A 23,126-nucleotide genomic window follows, 5' to 3' on the forward strand; every position below is an offset into this window, starting at 1 on the left:
GCTCCCAATACGAAGAAGGGCTATCCGATTGGATGGCCCTTTTTTATTGCCTCTCGTTTACCCCAATCGTCAGAACGCTAAAAAGCTGTCGGAATGAATTCCGACCCACGCCGACTCAAACTTTAGGCATGGCCCGGGCGATAATTGCTCTGGCATCAATACATTCAGGCAGGGTACCGTACTGGTGGTAGTGTTTATCGCTGAGTCTGGCTTGAATAAATGCTTTGGCAATAAAATCTTAATGAAAGTCTCTGGACTTGAGTCTGAGCTTATCCAGTAAGTGGCTTAGATCTTCCAGCTTGCCGGCAATAACATGAATAACGCCACCGTCGCCTTTTTCCAATAGCCCTGAAACCTTAAGGACACTGGCCTTCAGGTAAGCTTGCTTTTGAGCTCTGGCCGTGGCCAGCCAGACAATCACATTAATATTGCCGGTGTGGTCCTCCAGGGTAATAAAGGTCACCCCCTTAGATGTGCCTGGGCGCTGCCGCCCAGTGACCATGCCTATCACCGTAACCGGCTTTCTGTGTTCCTTATTGGCAAGCTGCGTAGCTGATGTATATTTTCCTAACAGCGCTGCTTCATCCAGCAGTTGAATAGGATGCTTGGCAAGGCTGAAACCTGTCGCCGCGTAATCCTCTGAGAGGGTTGCCAGCTCATCAGGTTGAAATAGCCAGCCCTGTTTGGAAGGCTCTGAGTGGTTAAATACTGGCAGACTATGGCTGTTGTCCATAAGAGCCCATCTGGCCTGGTAGCGATTGCCCTGAATACAGGCAAGGGCGTCGGCACTGGCTAGCTGTTCCAATGCCTCTTGAGGGACATTACTCTCGCGCAGTTGCTGAATATGACTGAATCCCTGTTCGGGGCGAGCCGCGAGAAGGCTCAGTGCCGCTTGCTGGGCCAGTCCTTTAATCTGGCGAAAGCCCACCCGAATCGCCAGTTCATCATCCTGTTTTTCCAGTCTATAGTCATAGTCTGAGTGGTTTACACAGACCGGAAGCACCTTAATATGATGACGCCTGGCATCCTGAATGAGTTGGGAAGGGGTGTAGAAACCCATCGGCCAGCTATTCAGTAACGCAGTATAGAAGGCGGCTGGGTAATAATGCTTTAACCACGACGAAACATACGCCAGCACCGCAAAAGAGGCGGAGTGGGCTTCGGGAAAACCGTACTCACCAAAGCCACAAATCTGCTGGAAGATGCGTTCAGCGAATTCCCGCTCGTAGCCTCTGACCAGCATACCGTTAACCAGCTTCTCGCCGAATCGTTGTAGCTCGCCGGTTTTCTTCCAACTGCCCATAGCGCGACGCAGTTGATCGGCCTCTCCGCCACTAAAGCCTGCGGCGACCATAGCCAACTGGATTACCTGTTCCTGAAAAATAGGTACGCCCAGTGTGCGCTCTAATACTTTTTCTACCTCTGATGAGGGGTACTCAACCGGCTCCTGACCATGGCGTCGGCGCAGGTAGGGATGCACCATATCGCCTTGAATAGGGCCGGGGCGTACGATGGCAATTTCAATCACAAGATCGTAGTAATCCTTGGGTTTTAGCCTGGGTAACATGCTCATCTGTGCGCGGGATTCAATCTGAAAGACCCCTACGGTATCTGCATTTTGGATCATGGCATAGACAGCTGGGTCATCGCCGCGGTTACTGATTTCAGCAATCGACAGGGCCTGGCCATAATGTTGTTGAATAAGGCTAAAGCACTTGCGAATAGCAGTAAGCATGCCCAGGGCCAGTACATCGACTTTGATCAGGCCCATGGCTTCCAGGTCCTCTTTATCCCATTGAATCACAGTACGCTCTGCCATGGCGGCATTCTCTACTGGCACTACGTGATACAAGGGGCCGGAGGCAATCACAAAACCACCAACATGCTGGGATAAATGGCGCGGAAAGCCAATCAGTTCGTTGACCAGTTCAATAAAATGCTGGCCAAGGTGGGACGATGGATCCAGACCTAACTCGCTGAGCTGGGCCTGCCAGTTCAGACCACTGTCGCGGTGATTGATGTTCTTAATAAAGAAGTCCAGTTGCGTCTCATTAATACCCAAGGCCTTGCCCACCTCACGTATGGCACTTTTTCGCCTGTAGGTAACCACTGTAGCGGCCAGGGCTGTGCGCTCACGGCCGTACTTCTGATAGATGTATTGAATGACTTCTTCGCGGCGTTCATGTTCAAAGTCCACATCAATATCCGGTGGCTCATCCCGTTCTCTGGAGATAAAACGCTCGAACAGTACCTCGCTTTTTTGCGGGTTTACCGCGGTAATGCCCAGGCAATAGCATACCGCCGAATTGGCGGCCGAACCCCGCCCCTGATAGAGGATGTCCTGCCGACGGGCAAACTCAACAATGTCATGAATAGTCAGAAAGAAATATTCGTAGCCAAGCTCTGAGATCAGACAGAGTTCTTTATCAAGCAGTGCTTGTACCTTGGCCGATACGCCCTCGGGATAGCGCCATGCTGTACCTGCTTTAACTAATGCCCGTAGATGCTCACTGGCGGTTTTACCCTGAGGTACGACTTCCTGGGGATACTGATATTTGACTTCATCCAGTGTAAAGGTGCAGCGCTCAGCGATACTCAGGGTAGTCTGTATCCACTGTTGAGGGTAAAGCTTCATCAGCTTTTCCAGTGGCCGCAGGCAGGCTTCCGCGTTGGCCTGGAGTTGATGACCTAGCTTTTCCACTGGCTTACCCTGGCGAATGGCCGACAAGGTGTGTAGCAGCTTGTGGCGGGCTTCATGGTGCATTAACACCCCGGTGCAACAGCAAACCGGCAACTGATACTGTTCGCTTAACTGCTGACAATGTGCCAGATACTCCTGTTCATCCGCCTTGAGTAGGCGTCGACAACCAAGCCAGAGACGTTCTCTCTGATGTTTAGCTAACCAGTCAGCCCAATAGTTATCTTGTTGCTTCTCCCCGCTGGGCAGCCATAGCAGTAGGCAGTGGCGTAGGCTTTTTAGATCCCACTCATGTATCTGGTAGCTACCTTTTTCTGAACGGCGTCTGGCATTAGTGATCAGTCGGCAAAGCTCGGAATAGGCGGATTTGTCCGGGCAAAGCAATACCAGTTCGAGACCCGGTGCGAGCTTAATTAAACTACCGACAATTAACTTGATATCCAGTTGTCGGTCTCTGACTTCTATATAAGCTTTGACAATACCGGCCAGGGAGCACTCGTCAGTGATGGCCAGTGCCTGATAGCCAAGATAGTCGGCTTGCCTGATCAGTTCTTGTGGATGGGATGCCCCGGTCAGGAAGGAAAAGTTGCTCTGGCAGAATAACTCAGCGTAACACATCAACTGAATAATCCTTGGATGTACCACTGGTTATCGCGGGTACGATAAACCCACAGCCACTGGCCCTGGATATTGCGGGCAATAAAATAGTCCCGGTCAATGGCCTGATGGTCCCACCACCCTGTTTGGATACGCTCCGGTCCCTGCAAAAGACTGACTTTTTCGTTTAAGGGACGATGGGGGTCTAATAGCAGACTGGGTCTGAGGACGGGAATAGGCCAATCCTGTTTATCAAGGCGCTCAAAAGGGCGGCAGTAGTCACTACTGTATTCAGGGCGAAAGTCATCGCGCAGTTGCAATCCCAAGACCGCGTTTGTGCCTAAGCGAGCCTGCAGTAGCGACAGCAACTGGCGGTGATTCATTTGCCCTTGCTTACCGGCGAACAGATCATTTGCCTGCGCTTGTTTGGCTTGCATATGAGTCACGGCCAGCTGAATGCCATACACGGGCTGTGCAAGCACCAGATTTTCCAGTTTAAGGCTGACCAGGGATTGCCATTGCTGGGCCTGATATTCCCCTTGCGCAGAACATACGGTCAATGAAATGGCGTCGCTATCTCGCTGTGAGAAGCGAAATTCGAGCACGGTGGCCAGCTTGTCGCGCAAGCGTAAAAAATGCTCCAAATCGTTCAGCAAGCGCTTGATGGGGTGTAATAGTATTGGGCTGCTGTCTATTTCATACATCAGCTCAAGATACTGACTGAAAGTGGTCGGAGGGTGATAAAAGTCCACCGGGTGATGGAATGTGCCCTGCAGCTTGCCTATATAGGTCACCAGTTGGCTGTCAAAGCGTTTCGCCAGCTCGCCGGGGGGCACGTTCAGCAGTTGGTGCAGGCGTTGAATGCCCACTCTGGCCAGCTTCTGGCACATGCTATGGGGGAGGTCGGTTTGTTCCAGTGTACATAAGCTAACCTTCTCTCGCAGTAGCTCAGGATCCTGACTGATGAGGTTATGTCCGCTTCTGGCCAGCAGCCTTGCACCCAAGGGGCTGGCACCGCAAGCATAACGCATGGTTAGTTTTAGGGGGCTGAGTCTGTCTTTGAGCGCCTGCCAGTAAGACGGCAAGCCACCATACATGGATAGCATGTGCTGTACGCGCAGCAGCAGGCCGTTAGGTGACCAGAAGGCAATATCTGAGGTGACAAAGTACAGCCATTGTGCGATCTCGGCTAGCTTAGCGGTTTCAAGTTCCTGCCGGTATTCAATCACTTGTAGATCTTTATGCAAAGCGGCCGCACTGCCAAGCCCCATGCCTACTCTGACTCCATGGTGATATGCCTGAGTATTTAGCTGGATGACCTGGTTGCACTCTTTACTCAGGATAATGACAGGGCAGGATGCTTGTTCCTGGTATAAGCTGTCGAGTTGTAGACTGGGAAAGTCCAGATACAGCCAAAGGGGCGTCATATGGAAGCTCAGCTTGCACGATGCAGAGGGATCACATTGGCTGAGGGCTGTGTTGGCTGGGGCAGACACAGTTTCGGCCAGCGCTGCCGCATATTTAAAATAAAGGGCGCAGGCGGCCAACTCCCGCGGCATTTAGTGACTTTGATCTGAAGACCCTCTGCATGGGCTTCAAGCTGCAAGCTTAACGATACCGGCAAGGATTGGGAGATGCTCTGTCTGGTTCGCAACAGAAACAGTTGCGCCCGGCCTTGCTGACAGGCCTGCTGCAGGCGTTTCGCCTGAGCGACTTCTATATCTCCATGCCAGAGTAAAACCGAGTGGCAGGTTCCGCTTTTCAGGCACTGCTCGGCGGCCCACAGGGCCTCTTTGCCATCTCGAGGGTGTAGGATAAGTACACGGGACAGATCTATCCCTGTCTGGTGCAGGCATTCACCATTGATTTTATGGGGTGGCGCAACCCACACCAACAGTCTGTGGTCTTGACCATTGGCTGCCAGGCGAGGAAGGAGCAGACGAACTTCACCTATACCAATCTGGCTGTGAATTTCTACCAGGGCATGTTCTTTCAGCCCGCCGGGGATGAATTGACTTAGTTCATCCAGAGAGCCGGGCTTGTCGGTCAATAAAGAGGGACTAAAATTCGCTTGCCAGACCCAGCCTTTATTTTTTAAATGGTCGATAAGATTGTTCATAACAAAAAACAAAAACTGTATATATGTACAGTATATTGATGATTGCTTGTTGCGCAAGCCCAACGCAAAGGGCGGACCAGAAAATGGAGGCAGAAAATGCACTATTGGTTGTTTAAAACAGAACCCGATGCTTTTGGGATCAATGACTTAATTAAAAGGCCCAAACAGACTGAGCATTGGGATGGGGTGAGAAATTATCAGGCAAGAAACTTCCTGCGGGATCAAATCAAGCTGGGTGATCAGGTGTTTATTTATCACTCCAGTTGTGATCAGGTGGGGATTGCCGGTATTGCCGAGGTGGTAAAAGAGGGCTATGTGGACCACACCCAATTTGATCCTGAATCCAAATACTATGACCCCAAAAGTAGCCCGGATAAGCCGCGCTGGTATATGGTGGATGTTAAGTTTGTGCGTAAGTTTGACCGGGTGCTGAGTTTGCAGGCCATTAAGGCCAATGCTGAGCTGGCTGACATGCAACTGGTACAAAAAGGCAATCGCCTTTCTGTGATGCCAGTGGCGGCCCGGGAATGGGCGGTGCTGGTGAAGATGGCAAACGAATAGAAGCCATGGCCCGGTTAATCCGGGCCATCAGTATCCTGTCTCTATCAGCTTTGTTGCCTGATATAGTCCTGTACCAGTTCTTCCAGCACGCTAAGGGGCACAGAGCCGTTTTCCAGCAGCATATCGTGAAAAGCGCGTAAGTCGAATTTCGCGCCCAGCGCTTGCTCTGCCTGTTTACGTAAACGCTTGATGGTGATTTCGCCCAACTTATACGACAGCGCCTGTCCTGGCCAGGAGATATAGCGATCGATCTCGGTGGTGACGTTATGTTCCGACAATGCGGTGTTTTCCAGCATATAGTCAATGGCCTGCTGGCGTGTCCAGCCTTTCATATGCATACCAGTGTCGACCACCAGACGACAGGCCCGCCACATTTCGTAGCTCAGGGCGCCAAACTCGTCATAAGGGGTCTGATAAAAGCCGATTTCCTTGCCCAGGTATTCAGAGTACAAGCCCCAGCCCTCACCAAAGGCCGAGATATAGGTGTAACGCCTGACCGGTGGCAGATCGGTCATTTCTCTGGCCAATGAATTTTGCAAGTGATGACCAGGTACGGCCTCATGTAAGGTTAATGCTGGCAACTCATATAAAGGACGCTTGTCCAGTGCATAGGTATTGACCCAGTAATAGCCAGGCTGATCGTCACGGGTAGGGCCAACATAACGACCTGTGGTGTATTTGGGCGCGATGCTGTCTGGTACTGGCGCCACCCCATAAGGGGTGCGAGGCAATTTATAGAAAAGCTGAGGCAGTTTGGCATCAATCTGTTTGGACAAATAGGCAGCCTGTTTTAACAGTTCTTCAGCGCTCTTTGCATAAAACTGCGGATCGGTACGCAGAAAGTGAACAAACTCGTCATGACTGCCTTTAAAACCGGATGCCTGCATCACTGTCTGCATTTCAGCACGGATACGTTTAACTTCGGCCAGACCAAGCTGGTGGATCTGTTCGGCACTGATATCAAGGGTGGTGTAGTAACGGGCACGATTTTCGTAATAGGCCGCGCCATTAGGCCAGTTCTTGGCGGCAATATCCTGCTTGGCACCGGGAATATATTCATTAACCAGGAAGTCATAAACCATCTGGTAAGCCGGAAACACCTGCTGGCTTAAAACCTTGGCAGCTTCGCTTTTGAGTTGCGCCTGCTGGGTGGCATCGATATGGGCGGGCATATTCTCAAAGGGCGCGTAAAACACGCTGTCTTGCGGTTTATCCTGAATAAAGGCCTGGGCTGTCTGTTCAAAGTCCTTCAGTACCACCTGTGGCTGGGTAAAGCCGGTTTTCAGCCCTTCCCGCATCCAATCAATATTTTGTTTAAAGTAAGCTTCAATGGCTGACAGTCTGGCCAGATAATTCTGATAATCTTTGAATGTATCGAACTTGCTGCTGCGTGGCAGAAAGGCCAAGGCACTGTGAAAGCCATACTCGGAGGTGATGGGCATATAATGGGCGTGAAACGCATAACTATCGACTATTTCCTGCAAACGACGGCGTTGCATCAATAAATTAATACGGTCGTCCTTATCCAGTTTGGCGTCGGCCAGCACATCCAGTTGTCTGATATAAGCCTGTGCCTGATCGCTGTCGCGTTTCAGACCCTCAGCAGACAAGTCAGCAAGCAGATGATCATAATCATGCACCCCTTGAGAGGTGGCCATGGTAGGGGAACTTTGCAGCTCAAATTGCCAGATTTCGTCCAGCAGTTTGTCCAGTTTTTCGTTAGCCATAACGGCGCTGCTGGTCAGCAGAGCGGTAGCGGTTATCCAATATTTCAACACGGTAATGACCTTATCCCTTGTTATTATGCTCCGAGCTTAAGGTATCTATGCCTGAATGTGTATCGGTCTGAGACCAGTCCGCGTTGTCAGCAGATAAAATTGCGTCAGGAGTCAGCTTTTAGGGGTATAAATGGGTTTGGGGAAGGGGGTGACCTTATCAGACAATTCGGTCACTTTGGCATTGCCCTGTTTTTTAACTTCATCGATACGTAATACATTGTGCATGGGAATATAGGTACGCACGACAGTGTCAAACTCTGTCTTGAGTCGTTCCTGGCTGGGATCCACCAACAATGTGCTGTGGTTATCCCAGACAAAGTCACCAATTTCCACAAAGCCAAACAGGGCACCCTGACTGACTTCGCGCACATACACCTCATAGCGCTCTGCGTTGCTGATAAACTGAACCTTATACAAGGGCTTACTTTTGTTCATAACACCATTTGCCGTTGGATAACCGGGCGGCGATTTTAGCCGCTGTGAAGGTAACTGCCAACCACTTAAGCTTTTGCTGACAGCGGGCCCAGTAAAGCCCGGGTTGCCAGTTTAAGCTCATCGGTTTGGGCGGCCAGAATGCCGTTAACCGCAAAGCCCTGCACATAACAAGTGAGCTGCAAAGCCGTAGCTTCAAGCTGGATATCTTTGCGTACTTCGCCATGCATCAGAGCGCGCTCCAGGCAACCGATAAAGCCGAGTTGCAGATTATCCAGATAATGGCGGCCCATTTCCCGAATCCGGTCGTCGTCAAACCCCAGCTCGGTGATGCAATTGACCAGCAGGCAGCCTCTGCCCTTAATCAGCAGAATATAATCATCGAAGAAACGCTGAATCGACAGCAACCCCTGATTTTCAGTGAGATGCGCTGTTATAGGGGTCAGTCTGTGTTGCTGATAACGCTCCAACACCAGATAAAGGAAATTCTGCTTACTACCAAACTCCAGATAAAAGCCGCGGCGGTTGAAGTCTGTCCTGGCAATAATCTCATCCATGATCGAGCCGTGAAAACCGTGTTCCAGCAGAACATCCATGGCCTGATCCAGGACCTGATTGACATCATATTGTGCTTTTCTTGGCATGAGGATGAACCAAAGAACAATTGTTCTTTGCAGGTTAGTGCAATGGCCGTACAAGTCAACCTAAATAGCCGACAGTCTTGGAAAAATATGCGAGACTAAGGCCATCAATAGTCAAGAGAGATAATATGAAATCTTCAATATCCGCGCTATTTTTGCTGCTAAGTTTTGGGGCTCATGCCGCAACTGAGCAAGTGTTGCCCAAGGCCGATGCCAATCGTATCCAGGCACATCTGCGTTTCTTGTCCCATGACTTATTGGAAGGGCGGGATACCGGTTCCAAAGGCCATGAGATTGCGGCCCAGTATATGGCTAGTCAGTTTGCTCAGTTGGGCTTACAACCTGCGGGTGACAAGAACGATTATCTGCAGCAAATTGCTTTTCGTCAGGCGCATCTGGTACAGGATTCGGCCAAACTGGAACTCAACGGGCCGGATGGCAAGACCGCTCTGGAGTATCCCCGTCAGTATTTGACCTCGGCCAGTTTAAGCAGCGAAGTATCAGAGTTGCAGGGTAAACTGGTCTTCGCGGGTTACGGCATTGTGGCACCAGAGCTTCAGCATAATGACTATGCCAATCTGGATGTAAAAGGCAAAGTGGTCGTGATACTGTCAGGTAAGCCAACTTCCTTCCCCAGTGAAGAGGGGGCGCATTTTGGCTCTGGCAGCGAGAAAAACCGTCATGCCGTGGCCAATGGTGCGATTGGCATGATTACCATCAGTACGCCGTTGGCCGAAAAGGTCAGGCCTTACCAAAATCTGCTTAATTACCTGCATATGCCCAGTGTTAGTTGGTTACAGGCAGATGGGCAGCCAGCTAACCAGTATCCGCAACTGCAAAACTCAGCATATTTTTCCCAGGAAGCGGCCGCGTTACTCTTTGCCGGAGCCGAGCGCAGTCTGGCTGATATCTACGCGGACCTGGAGCAGAATACATCCCCGGCCGGCTTTGCCTTGCCAACCAGCATTCACTTCAATAAACGTAGTGAGCATAAAACCATCAGCAGTCCTAATGTGGCTGCTATTCTGCCTGGCTCTGATGCACAACTGAAAGATCAGTATGTGGTCTATACGGCGCACCTTGACCATATTGGCCTGGCCAAAACCGTCAAGCAGGACAAGATTAACAATGGTGCCATGGATAATGCCAGTGGCAGTGCCGTGTTGCTCGAAACGGCCAGGTTGTTGAGTAACCTGCCACAGGCACCGGCACGCTCCGTGTTATTTCTGTCGGTAACCGGAGAAGAAAAGGGCCTGCTCGGGGCCGATTATTTTGCCCATCACCCCACTGTGCCACTGCAGTCTATGGTGGCAAATGTGAATCTGGATATGCCGATTCTTACCTATGAAGCTGCCGATGTGATTGCCTTTGGTGCTAACCACAGCTCGTTACAGAGCGCGGTTGCTGATGCGGTGGCTAAATTGGGGATGAGTTTGAGTCCGGACCCTTGGCCTGAACAGGCGCTGTTTACCCGCTCAGACCATTATATGTTCGTGAAAAAAGGTATTCCGGCCGTGTTTTTGGTACCTGGCCTGACTTCCATGGACCCGAATGTCGACGGTGCTAAGAAATTTGGCGAGTTTCTGCATAGCGACTACCACAAGCCTTCCGATGAGCTGAACGACAAATTCAACTGGCGCGCCGCCCAGCGCTTTACCGAAGCGAATTTGCAGATAGGTCTGACGATCGCCAATGACCCGGTCAGACCAACATGGAATGAAGGCGACTTTTTTGGTACGACCTTCGGGCAATAAAAAAGGGGCACATGCCCCTTTTCAACATCTATACCCAGAAGATCTACAGGCTCTGGTGCTAGACGAAAAAACGCCCTTTCAGCAATTGCCACTGCTCAGCAAAACCCTCGGTGGGGCGACGGGTAAATTCGCTGCGAATAAACTGATTAATACGGCCATCGGCAAAGCAAATCAGAATGTTGGCGATCAGCCCTTCGTCGGCAATCATCGGTTTACCTTCACGCAGCTTGCGTTCCCGCAACACCTGACGTAACTGGGTTTCCAGACGTTCAAACAACTGCGCTATACGGGTGCGCAATCTGTCCTGTTCACCCATCAGAGCATCACCATTGAGAATCCGGGTAATACCGGGGTTACGCTCAGCGAAACCCAGAATCAGATGCAGAATATGCTGACAGCGAAGCGCCGTATCTTTTTCATCTTCGAGTATTTTGTTGATGCGCGAAAATAAGGTTTCTTCGATAAACTCGATCAAGCCCTCGAACATTCGTGCCTTACTGGGAAAGTGCCGGTACAGGGCGGCTTCCGACACCCCTACTTCGGCAGCCAGCTTGGCCGTGGTAATACGCTGGCCGGGGCTGGTTTCCAGCATACTGGCCAGACACTGGAGGATCTGCGCGCGACGATTAGTGCGTTTGCTTGCTGGCATGCTGCTTCCTGTTAGTTGCGGCCGGAGGAACCAAAACCACCCTGGCCCCGGTTGCTGCTGTCGAATTCATCCACAATGCTGAATTTGGCCTGGATAACCGGCAGGATCACCATTTGCGCGACCCGATCACCTGGCTGGATAATAAATTCCTCATCACTGCGGTTCCACACTGACACCATCAGCTGGCCCTGATAATCGGAGTCAATTAACCCCACCAGGTTGCCCAGCACAATGCCATGCTTATGGCCAAGACCAGAACGCGGCAATATGGTGGCGCAAATGCCAGGGTCAGCAATATGAATGGCGATGCCGGTGGGCAGTAGTTCAGTTTGCCCCGGTGCCAGCAGCAGGGGTTCATCCAGGCAAGCACGTAAATCCATACCTGCAGAACCTGGTGTGGCATATTCGGGAAGTGGGAACTCGTTACCGATCCGCGGATCCAGTATCTTTACGTCTATCTTGTGCATCTTGTTTTTCTTTATATTGTTCTGCAATTACCTGAAGTAACTGCAGTGCCAGACTGTGCTTATCGCATAGCGGCAGTTGGGTTTCACCTGAAGGCCAGAAAACAGACAAGGCATTCTGCTCACTGTTGAAGCCGATATTCTGCTTGGATACATCGTTGGCTGCAATCATATCCAGCCTTTTTCTGCTCAGTTTATCGCGCGCATAATGTTCCATATCTTGCGTTTCGGCGGCAAAGCCCACCACAAAAGGGCGATCAGGCCGGGCGGCGACATCACTGAGGATATCCGGATTTTTTACCAGGCTCAGGGTCATCTCATCGCGATTTTTTTTGATTTTTTGCTCTACCTGCTGGGCAGGCCGATAGTCAGCCACCGCCGCACAGCCGATAAAGATATCCATATTGGCCACTTCAGCCATAACCGCCTGATGCATCTGCTGAGCGCTTTGTACATCGATGCGCCGACACCCAAAAGGCGTACTTAATGCTACCGGACCACTGACCAATGTGACCTGCGCACCCAACTGCTGCGCCGCCTTGGCCAGGGCATAGCCCATCTTTCCGGAGCTGTGGTTGGACAAATAACGTACCGGATCTATTGCTTCCCGGGTGGGACCTGCGGTAATCAGCAGACTAACACCTGCCAGCAGTGGCGTTGTTACCGCACTGGCCATAAGATCGGTCAATTCCTGAGGTTCCAGCATGCGCCCAGGTCCGGTATCTCCGCAGGCCTGTTCACCTTCGGCGGGTCCCAGCAACGTTACCCCCCGTGTTTGTAAGGTGTGCAGGTTCTGCTGTGTGGCAGCAGCCCGATACATTTGTTGGTTCATGGCCGGGGCTAAATATAAAGGGGCGCTGGTGGCCAGACAAAGCGTGCTGAGCAAGTCATCTGCCATGCCGGCGGCCAATCTGGCAATAAAATTGGCGCTGGCGGGGGCGACAAGCACCCGGTCTGCCCATTTAGCTAGTTCAATATGCCCCATGGCAGCTTCTGCCGCAGGATCTAACAACTCAAGTGAAACCGGTGTTCCGGAAACCGCCTGCAGGGCCAAAGGGCTGACAAACTCTTTAGCCGACGGCGTTAATACCACTCTGACATTGGCACCTTGGGCTTTTAGTTTGCGCACCAAATCGGGAGTTTTATAGGCCGCGATCCCCCCGGTAATGCCAAGCAAAATATTGGTTTCATTTAACCTTTGCATAAAAACAAATCCGCTGCGGATAAGTGGCTTAGCCTATCATTAATGGGGTAGGTATAGGTAGAGCACTGATGGCATGAAGTGAATCGCGTTGCTTGCCGATAGGCTGAATAAAAAGCAAAGCTGGGGAATTGAATATGAAGCTACAGGATTGGCCGGACCAGGATAGACCCAGGGAAAAGCTACTGGCGCGTGGTGCGCAAAGTTTGTCTGAAGCGGAACTGCTGGCGATTTTTCTGCGTACCGGGGTTCAGGGCATTAATGCCGTGGATTTATCCCGGCAGGTACTGCAAAACTTTGGCAGTCTGCGTGGGTTGTTTGCGGCCAGTCGCGAAGACTTTTGTGCGGCCAAAGGCTTGGGCAATGCCAAATATGTGCAATTACAGGCGGTACTGGAGATGGCCCGGCGTTATTTCCAGGAAACCTTGTTGCGCAAGGATGTGTTTACCAGTGCTCAGGATACCCGTCGATTTCTGGTCAGCCAGCTCAGGGATGAACCCAATGAAGTGTTTGCAATGCTGCTACTCGACTCTCAGCATCGTCTAATTGCCTTTAAGCCCATGTTTTTTGGCACCTTGGATGCAGCCTCTGTGTATCCCAGGGTGTTGGTTAAAACGGCGCTGGACGCCAAAGCAGCCGCAGTGATCCTGGCGCACAATCACCCTTCCGGGGTGGCTGAACCCAGTCAGGCTGACCGATTAATTACCCGTCGCATTGTTGATGCGATGGCGCTGTTGGATATTCGTGTACTGGATCACTTTGTGATCGGCGATGGCGAAGCCGTTTCTTTTGCCGAAAGGGGCTTGCTATAAGCGCTGGCGCCGCGTGATTAAATGGAAAAGAGTTGATCTTGGTGGGGCTTTGCTGTATAAAATGCGCCCTCTTGTCACTAGCGTGAACTGGTATAGGTTGTATATTGGCCAGCCAGGATTGATTTAAAGTAATTTGGAGACAAACATGTCCAGAGTATGTCAAGTAACTGGCAAGCGTCCAGCGGTAGGTAACAACCGTTCACACGCAAAGAACGCGACTCGTCGTCGTTTTCTGCCAAACCTGCAAACCCACCGTTTTTGGGTTGAGAGCGAGAACCGTTTCGTTAAATTGCGCCTGACTCCAAAGGGTATGCGCATTATCGATAAGAAAGGCATCGATTCAGTTCTGTCTGATATCCGTGCCCGTGGCGAAAAAATCTAAGGAATAAACCATGCGCGATAAGATCAAGTTGGTTTCTACTGCTAATACTGGGTATTTCTATACCACTGACAAGAACAAGCGCAACATGCCTGGCAAAATGGAGATCAAAAAGTTTGATCCCGTTGTGCGCAAGCACGTGCTGTTCAAGGAAGCCAAAATCAAGTAATTTTGCTTGCTTTTGTCTCCAAAAAAACCCGGCCAGCCCGGGTTTTTTTACGCCTTGATTAAAGTGTAAGTCACCCGTTCCTAAGGATTTCGGGCCATATATTTGATATAAAAGCGGCTCATATCTTTACCGAGCAAAAGCCTATGATTCGTCTGTCGCGCCAGGGCTGGAACAATGTCCTGATTTTTGCCACGTTATTGCTGATCATCCTGTTTAACCAAAGTGGCAAGTTTCTCTCTGACGCGCCTGACAGTGAAAGTAACCTGCTCCTACCCGCGGATATTCCAGTGATGAAGATGGAGTTTGGTCATCACCAACTGGAGCGTATTGGCCAGGGCTGGCGCCTGCGACCTGCAACAGCCGCAACAGAAGCACAATTGCAACAGTTGGTAAATCAGTGGCAAAGTGCCAGTATGCAGGCCTTAGGGCCAGGGCGACTCGAATCGCCCATCGTGGTAGTGGTCTGGCTGGCGGGTGAAAGTCAGGGCAGGGTATATAGCATTCAGCAAAGCGCCGATGGGCTGCTGGTGGCGCAACAGGGCCAGCTTTATCAGTTACCCGGGGCGGACTTATCCAATTTTGTTCCCGCAGGAGTGTATTAATGCCTGAATTACCAGAAGTGGAAGTCAGTCGCCTGGGTATCAGTCCGCATCTGATTGGTCAGCGTATCCAGGCCATAGTCGTACGCCAGACACAATTGCGCTGGCCGGTACCCGGCGAGGTACAGTTTGCAGTGGGCAGAGAGATCCTGGATGTTCGTCGCCGTGCCAAATACTTGCTGGTGGATACTGCCAGCGGCAGCCTGATTCTGCATTTGGGCATGTCCGGCAGTTTAAGGGTTTTGGATACCGACAGCCCGGTGCAAAAGCATGATCATCTGGATATTCAACTGCACAATGGTAAGTGCCTGCGGTTTAATGATCCGCGCCGATTTGGTGCCTGTTTGTGGCAGGGAACGGATACCGAACCACTGGCGCTGCTAAGTCGCTTAGGGCCTGAACCCTTAACCGACGCATTTGACGGGCAAAGATTGTTTGCTCTATCCCGAGGCAAGCAGGTGGCGGTGAAGAATTTTATTATGGACAACCATATTGTGGTAGGCGTCGGCAATATATACGCCAGTGAATCTTTGTTTATGGCGGGTATTGATCCACGCAAGGCGGCTGGCAAGGTTAGCCAGGCTGCTTATCTTAAGCTGGCGGCGGCCATTAAACAGGTCTTAGCACTGGCTATTCAACAGGGCGGGACCACCCTGAAAGATTTTACCCAAGCAGACGGCAACCCCGGCTATTTTGCCCAGGAATTGCAGGTGTATGGCCGTAGCGGTGAACCTTGCCGGATATGCCAGTCACCGCTGCAGGCTGTCACTATCGGACAGCGCAACAGCTTTTTTTGCCACAAATGCCAACGATAGTTAAGTTGGTTTATCTGTCTTTAAATTTGATACGTAATGCTTCTTGAACCACTGGGTGACAAAAACCGCTGACATCACCACGGTGTAATGCCACTTCTTTTACCAATGTGGAGGATATAAAGGAATTTTCTTCGGATGGGGTAAGAAACACACTTTCCAGATTAGGATTCAGGCGCCGGTTCATATTGGCCAGTTGGAATTCATACTCGAAATCGGATACCGCACGAAGTCCCCGGATAAGAATAGTGGCATCATGTTTTGAGGCGAAATCAACCAGCAAACCGGTGAAGCCCAGCACTTCCACATTGTCCAGATGAGAAGTCACCTTCTTGGCCAGTTCCACTCGCTCTTCCAGGCTGAATAATGGCTTCTTACTTGGGTTAGAAGCAATGCCCACAGTCACATGCGCGAACATATTGGCTGCCCGCTCAATCAAATCGGCATGACCGTTGGTGATAGGATCAAAAGTGCCCGGATAAATGGCCTTGGTATGCATAAAGGTGCCGCTAGCTATAAACCAGCGCCAAGCTTAGCTTAGCTCTTTACAGAATTTAACCCTTTAGTTGGTATTTTTAATGCTAGAATGCGGCCTCTTCCGAGGATGTATAGGGTTAAGTTAATGTCTGAAAAAGGAATGATTTTGCATAAGACGCTGCTTTATTCATCTGTCCTGGCTGCTTTGGCTACCCCAGTGACCACATATTCCTCTCCTTGGATAGGAACTATAGAGCCAGCTTTACACTCCGATCTGACATTGCTGGCCGAAAAAGGCCATATCAGGGTGGCTGTGACCAGTTTTCCTGTGCCATGGAAGGGGGTTGACCGTGAACTTGAGCAACTGGACCCAACCAGTCTGGATGCGGAGGCCTGGATTGCCTATTCACGCTTACGTCATTACCTGCAGCAACAAAAAAACGCCAAATCTCTGAAAGTACTAACGCTGCAAGCCAGCAGCGATGACAAACGCTTTAAGAGTTTTGATGAGGTGTCGGCTGAAAAAGGCCTGGCTCGCCTCTCTGCCAGTGGCGATTTGGGGCCGTTGGCTTATCAGATTACGACTAACTTTGCCCCAGGTGGCGAGCGTTATTTAGATCAAAGCTTTGTGGCTTACCAGTTTGGTAATTGGAATATCAGGCTTGGCGCATTGGACCAATGGTGGGGCCCTGGTCAGGCCAGCAGTTTGATATTGAGCAATAATGCCAGGCCGGTACCGGGTGTAGCGGTTTCGCGCTCCATGGCAACGTTGTCCGACGGCCTTTTGAGCGTACTTGGCCCCTGGTACTTCACCGCGCAGATGGGCAAGCTGGAAGGCAATCGGACGGTGCCGGACACCCGCTTATGGCAAAGCCGGCTTAACTTCCAGCCATTGAATGGTTTGGAAATAGGACTCTCCTGGGCCGCTATGTGGGGGGGCCAAGGGCGAGGTAACAGCCTGTCTGATTTCTTTAAGATTCTGACGTTCAAAAATGAATGTGCCAATGGCGAGGAGCAATGTGACTCCGCTCTTAAAACCCAAGCAGGAAATCAATTGGCCGGCTATGACATACGTTACAGCTTTAGCCTGTTCGACCTGGATATGAGTCTATATGGCCAACAGATAGGTGAAGATGCCGTTGATTACTACAAGGTCACGGATAAAGGCCATTTGTATGGCTTTTCGGTTTATGCCTTTGGGGCTAAATGGTTTGCTGAAACCAGCGACACGCAGGTTGCTTGCGGTGGTAAGGACTCGAATTACTACGATTGCTACTATGAGCATAATGTGTATAAAAGCGGTTATCGCTATCATCAGCGAGCTATCGGCAGCACCTTTGATTCCGACGCCAAGACAGTTACCTTAGGCATGCGCCAGCACTTTAAAGACGGAGACACATTGGTTGTTGAACTGGCACAGTTGAAGCTGAATCCCGATGCGTCCAAACCTTCGCCTGTCACCCAGGGAAATTCAGAAGAGGTGGTTTATCTCAAGGGGCAGTATCAATGGCCCATGGATAATTGGTCACTGAAGATGGGGCTGTATATTGAACACAGCCGTATTGTTGAACAAAAGTCGGATTGGGGCGCAGACGTTAGCGTTACGGCCAGTTATAAGTTTTGAAACTAACCTAGTTGAGCAGTGCCAGGTATGACTCAGCAACATTGTCTGCGCTGACTTGACTCAGAACCTCTGCAGTTTGTGTATCGGGATATTGAGTCAACGCCTTATCCATGGCCATTGCCAAGCTTTTTGGATCACGACATGGAACCAGAAACTCGGCCAGTGGCCCGGTCATTATCTCATTCGGACCGTGAGGGCAGTCAGTACTTACTACTGGCGTGTTGCAAATCAATGATTCTATCAATACCGTTGGTAACCCTTCGCAGTCAGAGCTGAGTGTAAGTAGTTTGGCGTGTTTTATCCATGGGTAAGGATTCCCTTGGAAGCCTGGTAAGATAATCCTGTCTTCAACACCATATTTTTTTGCCATTTTTTTAGCTTTACCGGTGTTGTTACATAACAACACCATGGGCAGTTCGTTATCCATTTTTCGCAAGGCCTGAAACAGAATGTCGTGCCGTTTCTGTTTAGCAAAACGTCCTACATGCACCATATAGTCACCCTGCGGTAAGCCATTGACTTCGGCTTGTGCCTGCCGTTGGATCTCTTCAACATTAAATGGGTTATAGATAGTCTGCACAGACTGCGGGTGGACAAATCCAGAGCTCTGAATTTCTTTTTCTATACCGTGTGACACGGTAATAAGCTTTTTACCGTCTAAGGCTTTTTTTGCGCGCCACATTTTAAAATATTTAACCGGCCCCAACCTCCTTTCTTTCTTCAGTTCTTCAGCTACCGCGTTGTGCACAACAAAGTAGGTGGGCTCAAGCTGAGAGCGGCTCATCAATAAGTTGCTCTTGTCCAAATTGGAAATGAATAAATCAAATTTTCCTACTTGCCGCTGAATACCCTGTACCCAAACCAGGAATTCTTGGGTTAATTTATCCATTCCCCATAGTGCATCACATCGCTCATTCTTACTGGCTTTCCAGTAATGCACAGACAAGTTATCTGGTACTTCATATAAGCCAAAGTTTTGTAAGACCAATAGATGCACATTATGGCCACCTTGAAGCATAGTCTGCGCCAGGGTCAGCATAACCTTTTCCGCTCCACCTCCGGCCAGGCTGTCTATTACTATGGCAATTTGTTTAGTCATTTTGAACGGCTTCCAAAAGTTGGCGAATATCCCGCATGGCAGTGTGCAGCCCGTTTAACGCAGGAATTGCGGCCATCTGTTGTTTGAGTTTGGCAGCTTCAGCCGGGCTATCTAAGAGGAGGCAAGCTTGCGTCATGGCGTCAATCTCACAGGCGCTTTGTTGAATTAGCTGTTGCTGTGCGCAGGCAGCGATACGTTTTGGCTGATCTTTGGATACCGGCACCGCCAATGTCGGGACCGACAGGGCGATAGCCTGCAGTAAGGTATCACCGCCACTGAGGACGGCATACCGGCATGCAGCCAACAGGGCAATAAAATCGCGGTTATTTACCTGACCCAGACATAACACTCCGGGTATCTGGGGTAAGGCGTTAGGATAATTGGGGCCAAGCACTAATACCGCCTGACGCCCCGCCTCGGCAATCTTCCTGGCTACTTCGGCAAAGCGGTCAGCGGCCAACTCATTTGCCACTTTATGGCCGCCTGAGCCGGCATTGAGTAACACAAACTCATGCTGTTTAAGCGCATGATGGACGAGCAGACTGACTTGTTTATCTGGTTGCGGATTGGTAAATACCGGGCCGATGCATTGCGGTTCGGTGAGCCCAAGCCATTTGAGTTTGGTACGGGACAACCAAGATGGCGGGCCGATAACAAATTCCGGTTGCACTACCCAATGCCTGTCGGTATGCCGCGCACGGCCTATTTTCATTCCCCGGCGGCGCTTGCTCTGGTGCTGGCTGATAAAAATGACCTTGGCACCAAGGGCCTTGGCTTGAGCGAGCTGAGATTGACGGCCCGAGGCGTCAAAAATAACCAGTGTGGGACAATATTCCCGTAAGTACCCGTTAACCTGTGCTTCGCATTTTGTGGGGGAGGCATTCAGTAACAATGCCGGGTAAGGACAAGAAGCGGCATAGGGAGCGTGACGATTCAAAACAAAGCCTATTTCAGCCTCTGGCCATTTCTCCTGAATGGCATCGGCGAGAATCACGCTGCGCATATATTCGCCAATTCCCTCCGGTGAGGAAACTGGGATAAACAACACTTTAATTGGTCGCATCGTCATGCTTATTCTCGTTCAACTGCTGGTGGTACCCATCTAGCAAGTAGTTAAAATCTTCCGGCTGGTAATGATACTGGTGCATGCGCGCTGCCTCTTTTTCCAGGGATCGTTTCAGGCGGGCCAGATTATTGGGCTGCCAGTGGCGGCCCAGACGCCTTTGGCAACGGTCAAAGTCAATTAGCCAAATCTTACGCTGTCCATCCAGTATCAGATTGTGGATGTTTAAATCATGATGATAAACCTGTGCCAGGTGCATTTGTGCGATGGTTCGCCCGACCTTCTGCCACAGGTCTTTTGCCAGTGCCGCAACACACAGCAACTGATGCAGATCCCGGGCACGCTCTATTTGCTCGAGTAACAGATCGGCGCGATAAATAAGCCCACTGCGTTGCACATGGGCGGCAACAGGGCGGGGCACTGGCAGTCCTGTTGCATACATCCAGCTCAGCAAACGAAATTCCTGAAAGGACCGGCAACTATCCAACCCGGTGTACAAGTATTGATCGGACAACAACTTGCCTACCAATCCGCCGCGATGGTAGTGGCGGAACACCAGCGGCACATTGTTGTGGCGGATGAAATAGGTGGTGCCACGGCCACGGGAATGCCCCGTCACCAGGCCAGCAGATTGCCAAAACCCGATGTCGAAATGTTGGGGGCTAAGGTCAGGTATTACGTCTGCATCAACCAACCAACTGTGTGGCCCTTGATGACCCTGCTTAACAGACGACATCTTGTTCCTGCTTTGTGGTAAATTCGCCATTTTACACTATCCACCCTGGAAGATTGAGTGAAAAACCTCTGTATTCTGCGCCTGTCCGCCATTGGGGATGTTTGTCATGCCGTTGCTATGGTGCAGCGTATTCGCCGCCAATGGCCAGAAACTGGTATTACCTGGGTCATTGGTAAGGTTGAACATCAGTTGGTCGGCGACCTGCCTGGGGTCACTTTTGTTGTCTTCGATAAAAAGCAGGGCCGTCAAGCCTATACACAGCTAAATCGTCAACTGGCTAATCAGACGTTCGATGCCTTGTTAGTTATGCAAGTGGCTCTGCGCGCTAATCTGGCGGCCCGGCAAATTCGGGCCAGACGTAAAATAGGCTTTGACTGGCAGCGCAGTAAAGAGTTGCACTGGTTGTTTACCAATCAGCGTATTCAACCACAGCAGCATGCACATGTGCTGGATGGCTTTATGGCCTTTGCTGATGCCATTGGTGTACCTGCCGAAGCACAAGTGCAATGGGATATTCCCATCGAATTGGCAGACAGGCTGTGGGCAGACGAACAGGCTGCATCTCTTGGGAACTTTGTAATTATCAGCCCAACTGCCAGTAAAGCGGAGCGAAACTGGTTACCAGAGCGCTATGCCCAGGTTGCAGAATACTTACATAATCAGGGCAAGAAAGTGGTGCTTTGCGGAGGGCCGGCCAAGCTGGACCGACAGGTAGCCGATGCAATTCAGGCCCATACCTCTGTGATCCATACCGATTATGTCGGCAAGACCAGTCTCAAACAAATGTTGGCTCTGATTGCCCAGGCTGAGCTGGTAATTGCACCAGACACTGGCCCTGCACATATGGCCACAGCGGTGGGTACTGCTGTTATCGGCTTATACGCCCATAGTAATCCAAGGCGCACTGGCCCCTACTTGGACCAGCACCGGGTGGTATCGGTTTATGATCAACAGGTGGTAAGCCAAAAGGGCAAAAGCTGGCAGCAATTGCCCTGGGGTACCAGAGTAAAAGGTCAGGACTTAATGGCAGCTATCAGTGTTGAAATGGTGCTGGATAAAGTGAATGAGTGGTTATCCGGGGGCTAGAAGTGCTCCAGTACAGTCTTTAAGTCAGCTTAAATAAGCAGGCAAGCGTAGCATCAATCGCCCCTCTGTTGGCTTTGAGTACCGCCAGGCCAGCTTCCCCAGCCTGCTGCATGCCAGATGGATTAGTCAGCCAGTTTCTGGCCTGCATAACGATGTGCTGACTATCGGTTACGTTCTTTAATGCCCCGGCTTGCTTAAGTATCTGGCATATCTGAGGATTGTTGTGTTGGGAAGGGCCCATCAATATAGGTACAGCCAGTGCCGCAGGCTCCAGCGCGTTGTGTCCTCCTCTTAAGGCCAGACTGCCACCAACAAAGGCGATGTCTGCAACGGCGTAAAGACGGGCTAGTAAACCCATTTCATCGGCCAGTAAAATGTCGCTGCCAGTATTGCATGGCTGTTGGGCACTAGTGCGGCAAAGGGTCAGACGTTGCTTCTGACATAGCTGAGCGACCAGATCAAAGCGATGTGGGTGTCTGGGCACCAGTACAAGCAGCAGATCGGCAAACTCAGTTTTAAGCTTTTTATAAGCGTCCAGCAAAATAGCTTCTTCCGGCTCATGGGTGCTACCAGCAATCAGAATCCTGCGGTTTGCCAGCCCATATTGAGCCAGGGTGTCGGCTCTTAGTAACGTTTTCTCCGGAATCTCCAGGTCAAACTTGATGTTATTTGTGAGGTGCAACTTTTCTGGGCTGATACCCAATTGCAGATAGTTGTCATAATCGCGTTGCCCTTGGGTACATACCTGATGCAGCTTATGCAGCATAGGGGCTGCTAGCATATTCAGGCGTTGATAACCTTTTACCGACCTGTCTGTCATGCGGGCGTTAATGACAGATACCGGGATACCCTTCTTCCAGCAGGCATGGATTAGATTCGGCCAAAGCTCGACCTCCATTATTAACACCTGGCTGGGTTTGACCCGGCTTAACATCCCTGCCATGGCCATGTGCAAGTCAAAAGGCAGGTAGAAGTGATGTACGGAATCGCCAAAGGTCTGTTTTACCCTGTCCGAGCCGGTTGGTGTGGTGGTGGTAATCGTAATCTGCAAATCTGGCTGTAAAGTCTGAATTTTTTTTATTAAACCTGTGGCGGCAACCACTTCTCCCACTGACACACAATGCAGCAATATCCCACCTGCTTTCGGCGCGCGGGGAATAAAACCAAAACGTTCAAAACGACGGCGGTTATATGACTTGCTGCGAATGGCTGCTTTGACCAGTAAGCTGGCAAAGGCAAAGGGAATGAGTAACGTCAGTAACAGTGAATAGCTCCAGCGCAACATATCCTGGACCAGGGTTGGGCGATAAGCTGAGGTAAGCAAGGGCATTACATTTCTTGACCGGCTGAAAGGTGGCCACTTTAGCAGAAAATTC

General features: G+C 50.7%; 23 protein-coding genes. 9 read left to right on the forward strand and 14 right to left on the reverse strand.

Features of this window, described 5'->3' with window-relative positions:
* Positions 1-238: 238 nt before the first annotated feature.
* From ABD028_RS02255 to imuA, 3 genes are read right to left on the reverse strand one after another with little or no spacing between them, the layout of a single operon-like run.
* Entirely contained in the window at positions 239-3,316 is a 3,078-nt protein-coding gene (locus ABD028_RS02255) for an error-prone DNA polymerase (protein WP_343841254.1), read from the reverse strand.
* Complete coding sequence (locus tag ABD028_RS02260; protein WP_343841257.1) at positions 3,316-4,722, reverse strand: Y-family DNA polymerase; 1,407 nt, start codon at positions 4,720-4,722, stop codon at positions 3,316-3,318. Before ABD028_RS02260 ends, ABD028_RS02255 begins: the two co-directional genes overlap by 1 nt.
* Before the next feature lie 8 nt (positions 4,723-4,730).
* Entirely contained in the window at positions 4,731-5,414 is a 684-nt protein-coding gene (gene imuA / locus ABD028_RS02265) for a translesion DNA synthesis-associated protein ImuA (RefSeq protein ID WP_343841260.1), read from the reverse strand.
* 96 nt (positions 5,415-5,510) lie between these two features.
* Here imuA and ABD028_RS02270 point away from each other — a divergent pair, with 96 nt between their 5' ends.
* Positions 5,511-5,975 carry an EVE domain-containing protein gene (locus ABD028_RS02270; RefSeq protein ID WP_343841263.1) on the forward strand — a complete coding sequence of 155 codons (465 nt, stop codon included), beginning with the start codon at positions 5,511-5,513 and terminating at the stop codon, positions 5,973-5,975.
* Between the two features lie 44 nt (positions 5,976-6,019).
* On the opposite strand, the gene ABD028_RS02275 is transcribed toward ABD028_RS02270, so the two are convergent.
* From ABD028_RS02275 to ABD028_RS02285, 3 genes are all read right to left on the reverse strand, one after another.
* Positions 6,020-7,702: a DUF885 domain-containing protein gene (locus ABD028_RS02275; RefSeq protein WP_343841482.1), complete on the reverse strand. Its 1,683-nt coding sequence runs from the start codon at positions 7,700-7,702 to the stop codon at positions 6,020-6,022.
* A 162-nt stretch (positions 7,703-7,864) separates the two neighbouring features.
* Positions 7,865-8,188 carry a DUF1820 family protein gene (locus ABD028_RS02280; protein WP_102798532.1) on the reverse strand — a complete coding sequence of 108 codons (324 nt, stop codon included), beginning with the start codon at positions 8,186-8,188 and terminating at the stop codon, positions 7,865-7,867.
* 65 nt (positions 8,189-8,253) lie between these two features.
* Complete coding sequence (locus ABD028_RS02285; protein WP_102798533.1) at positions 8,254-8,829, reverse strand: TetR/AcrR family transcriptional regulator; 576 nt, start codon at positions 8,827-8,829, stop codon at positions 8,254-8,256.
* 125 nt (positions 8,830-8,954) lie between these two features.
* Between ABD028_RS02285 and ABD028_RS02290 the strand changes: the two genes are divergently transcribed.
* Positions 8,955-10,580: a M28 family metallopeptidase gene (locus ABD028_RS02290; RefSeq protein WP_343841269.1), complete on the forward strand. Its 1,626-nt coding sequence runs from the start codon at positions 8,955-8,957 to the stop codon at positions 10,578-10,580.
* A 58-nt stretch (positions 10,581-10,638) separates the two neighbouring features.
* Here the strand turns inward: ABD028_RS02290 and slmA are convergent, their stop codons facing one another.
* The 3 genes from slmA to coaBC are packed head-to-tail and all read right to left on the reverse strand — an operon-like array spanning position 10,639 to position 12,897.
* Positions 10,639-11,229, reverse strand: a complete 591-nt coding sequence (slmA, locus tag ABD028_RS02295) for a nucleoid occlusion factor SlmA (protein ID WP_102798535.1) — start codon at positions 11,227-11,229, stop codon at positions 10,639-10,641.
* An 11-nt stretch (positions 11,230-11,240) separates the two neighbouring features.
* Positions 11,241-11,696 carry a dUTP diphosphatase gene (gene dut / locus ABD028_RS02300; protein ID WP_102798536.1) on the reverse strand — a complete coding sequence of 152 codons (456 nt, stop codon included), beginning with the start codon at positions 11,694-11,696 and terminating at the stop codon, positions 11,241-11,243.
* Positions 11,653-12,897: a bifunctional phosphopantothenoylcysteine decarboxylase/phosphopantothenate--cysteine ligase CoaBC gene (gene coaBC / locus ABD028_RS02305; protein WP_343841275.1), complete on the reverse strand. Its 1,245-nt coding sequence runs from the start codon at positions 12,895-12,897 to the stop codon at positions 11,653-11,655. The genes dut and coaBC overlap by 44 nt, the downstream gene beginning before the upstream one ends.
* 134 nt (positions 12,898-13,031) lie before the next feature.
* Between coaBC and radC the strand changes: the two genes are divergently transcribed.
* The 5 genes from radC to mutM all read left to right on the forward strand — a co-directional run bounded on the left by radC (position 13,032) and on the right by mutM (position 15,668).
* A complete protein-coding gene (radC, locus tag ABD028_RS02310) occupies positions 13,032-13,706 on the forward strand; it encodes a RadC family protein (protein WP_343841277.1) in 675 nt (224 codons plus the stop codon).
* Positions 13,707-13,851: 145 nt separating this feature from the next.
* The gene (rpmB, locus tag ABD028_RS02315) at positions 13,852-14,088 is read left to right on the forward strand and encodes a 50S ribosomal protein L28 (protein WP_102798539.1); all 237 of its coding nucleotides are present in this window, start codon (positions 13,852-13,854) and stop codon (positions 14,086-14,088) included.
* A gap of 10 nt (positions 14,089-14,098) precedes the next feature.
* Entirely contained in the window at positions 14,099-14,254 is a 156-nt protein-coding gene (rpmG, locus tag ABD028_RS02320) for a 50S ribosomal protein L33 (RefSeq protein ID WP_102798540.1), read from the forward strand.
* Between the two features lie 143 nt (positions 14,255-14,397).
* Complete coding sequence (locus ABD028_RS02325) at positions 14,398-14,856, forward strand: hypothetical protein (RefSeq protein ID WP_343841284.1); 459 nt, start codon at positions 14,398-14,400, stop codon at positions 14,854-14,856.
* Complete coding sequence (mutM, locus tag ABD028_RS02330; RefSeq protein WP_343841287.1) at positions 14,856-15,668, forward strand: bifunctional DNA-formamidopyrimidine glycosylase/DNA-(apurinic or apyrimidinic site) lyase; 813 nt, start codon at positions 14,856-14,858, stop codon at positions 15,666-15,668. The genes ABD028_RS02325 and mutM overlap by 1 nt, the downstream gene beginning before the upstream one ends.
* A 10-nt stretch (positions 15,669-15,678) precedes the next feature.
* Here mutM and coaD read toward each other — a convergent pair whose 3' ends face one another.
* Positions 15,679-16,164: a pantetheine-phosphate adenylyltransferase gene (gene coaD / locus ABD028_RS02335; RefSeq protein ID WP_343841290.1), complete on the reverse strand. Its 486-nt coding sequence runs from the start codon at positions 16,162-16,164 to the stop codon at positions 15,679-15,681.
* A 123-nt stretch (positions 16,165-16,287) separates the two neighbouring features.
* Here coaD and ABD028_RS02340 point away from each other — a divergent pair, with 123 nt between their 5' ends.
* The gene (locus ABD028_RS02340) at positions 16,288-17,766 is read left to right on the forward strand and encodes a capsule assembly Wzi family protein (protein WP_343841292.1); all 1,479 of its coding nucleotides are present in this window, start codon (positions 16,288-16,290) and stop codon (positions 17,764-17,766) included.
* Between the two features lie 7 nt (positions 17,767-17,773).
* On the opposite strand, the gene ABD028_RS02345 is transcribed toward ABD028_RS02340, so the two are convergent.
* The 3 genes from ABD028_RS02345 to ABD028_RS02355 are packed head-to-tail and all read right to left on the reverse strand — an operon-like array spanning position 17,774 to position 20,664.
* Complete coding sequence (locus tag ABD028_RS02345) at positions 17,774-18,865, reverse strand: glycosyltransferase (RefSeq protein ID WP_343841294.1); 1,092 nt, start codon at positions 18,863-18,865, stop codon at positions 17,774-17,776.
* Positions 18,858-19,934 carry a glycosyltransferase family protein gene (locus tag ABD028_RS02350; RefSeq protein WP_343841296.1) on the reverse strand — a complete coding sequence of 359 codons (1,077 nt, stop codon included), beginning with the start codon at positions 19,932-19,934 and terminating at the stop codon, positions 18,858-18,860. Before ABD028_RS02350 ends, ABD028_RS02345 begins: the two co-directional genes overlap by 8 nt.
* Positions 19,915-20,664, reverse strand: coding sequence for a 3-deoxy-D-manno-octulosonic acid kinase (locus ABD028_RS02355; RefSeq protein ID WP_343841298.1), 750 nt, complete (start codon positions 20,662-20,664; stop codon positions 19,915-19,917). Before ABD028_RS02355 ends, ABD028_RS02350 begins: the two co-directional genes overlap by 20 nt.
* A gap of 117 nt (positions 20,665-20,781) precedes the next feature.
* Here ABD028_RS02355 and ABD028_RS02360 point away from each other — a divergent pair, with 117 nt between their 5' ends.
* A complete protein-coding gene (locus ABD028_RS02360) occupies positions 20,782-21,750 on the forward strand; it encodes a glycosyltransferase family 9 protein (RefSeq protein ID WP_343841485.1) in 969 nt (322 codons plus the stop codon).
* A gap of 19 nt (positions 21,751-21,769) precedes the next feature.
* On the opposite strand, the gene waaA is transcribed toward ABD028_RS02360, so the two are convergent.
* Positions 21,770-23,080: a lipid IV(A) 3-deoxy-D-manno-octulosonic acid transferase gene (gene waaA, locus ABD028_RS02365; protein WP_343841301.1), complete on the reverse strand. Its 1,311-nt coding sequence runs from the start codon at positions 23,078-23,080 to the stop codon at positions 21,770-21,772.
* Between the last annotated feature and the right edge of the window lie 46 nt (positions 23,081-23,126).

The organism is Bowmanella denitrificans (genome assembly GCF_039522935.1).
GTDB classification, from domain to species: domain Bacteria; phylum Pseudomonadota; class Gammaproteobacteria; order Enterobacterales; family Alteromonadaceae; genus Bowmanella; species Bowmanella denitrificans.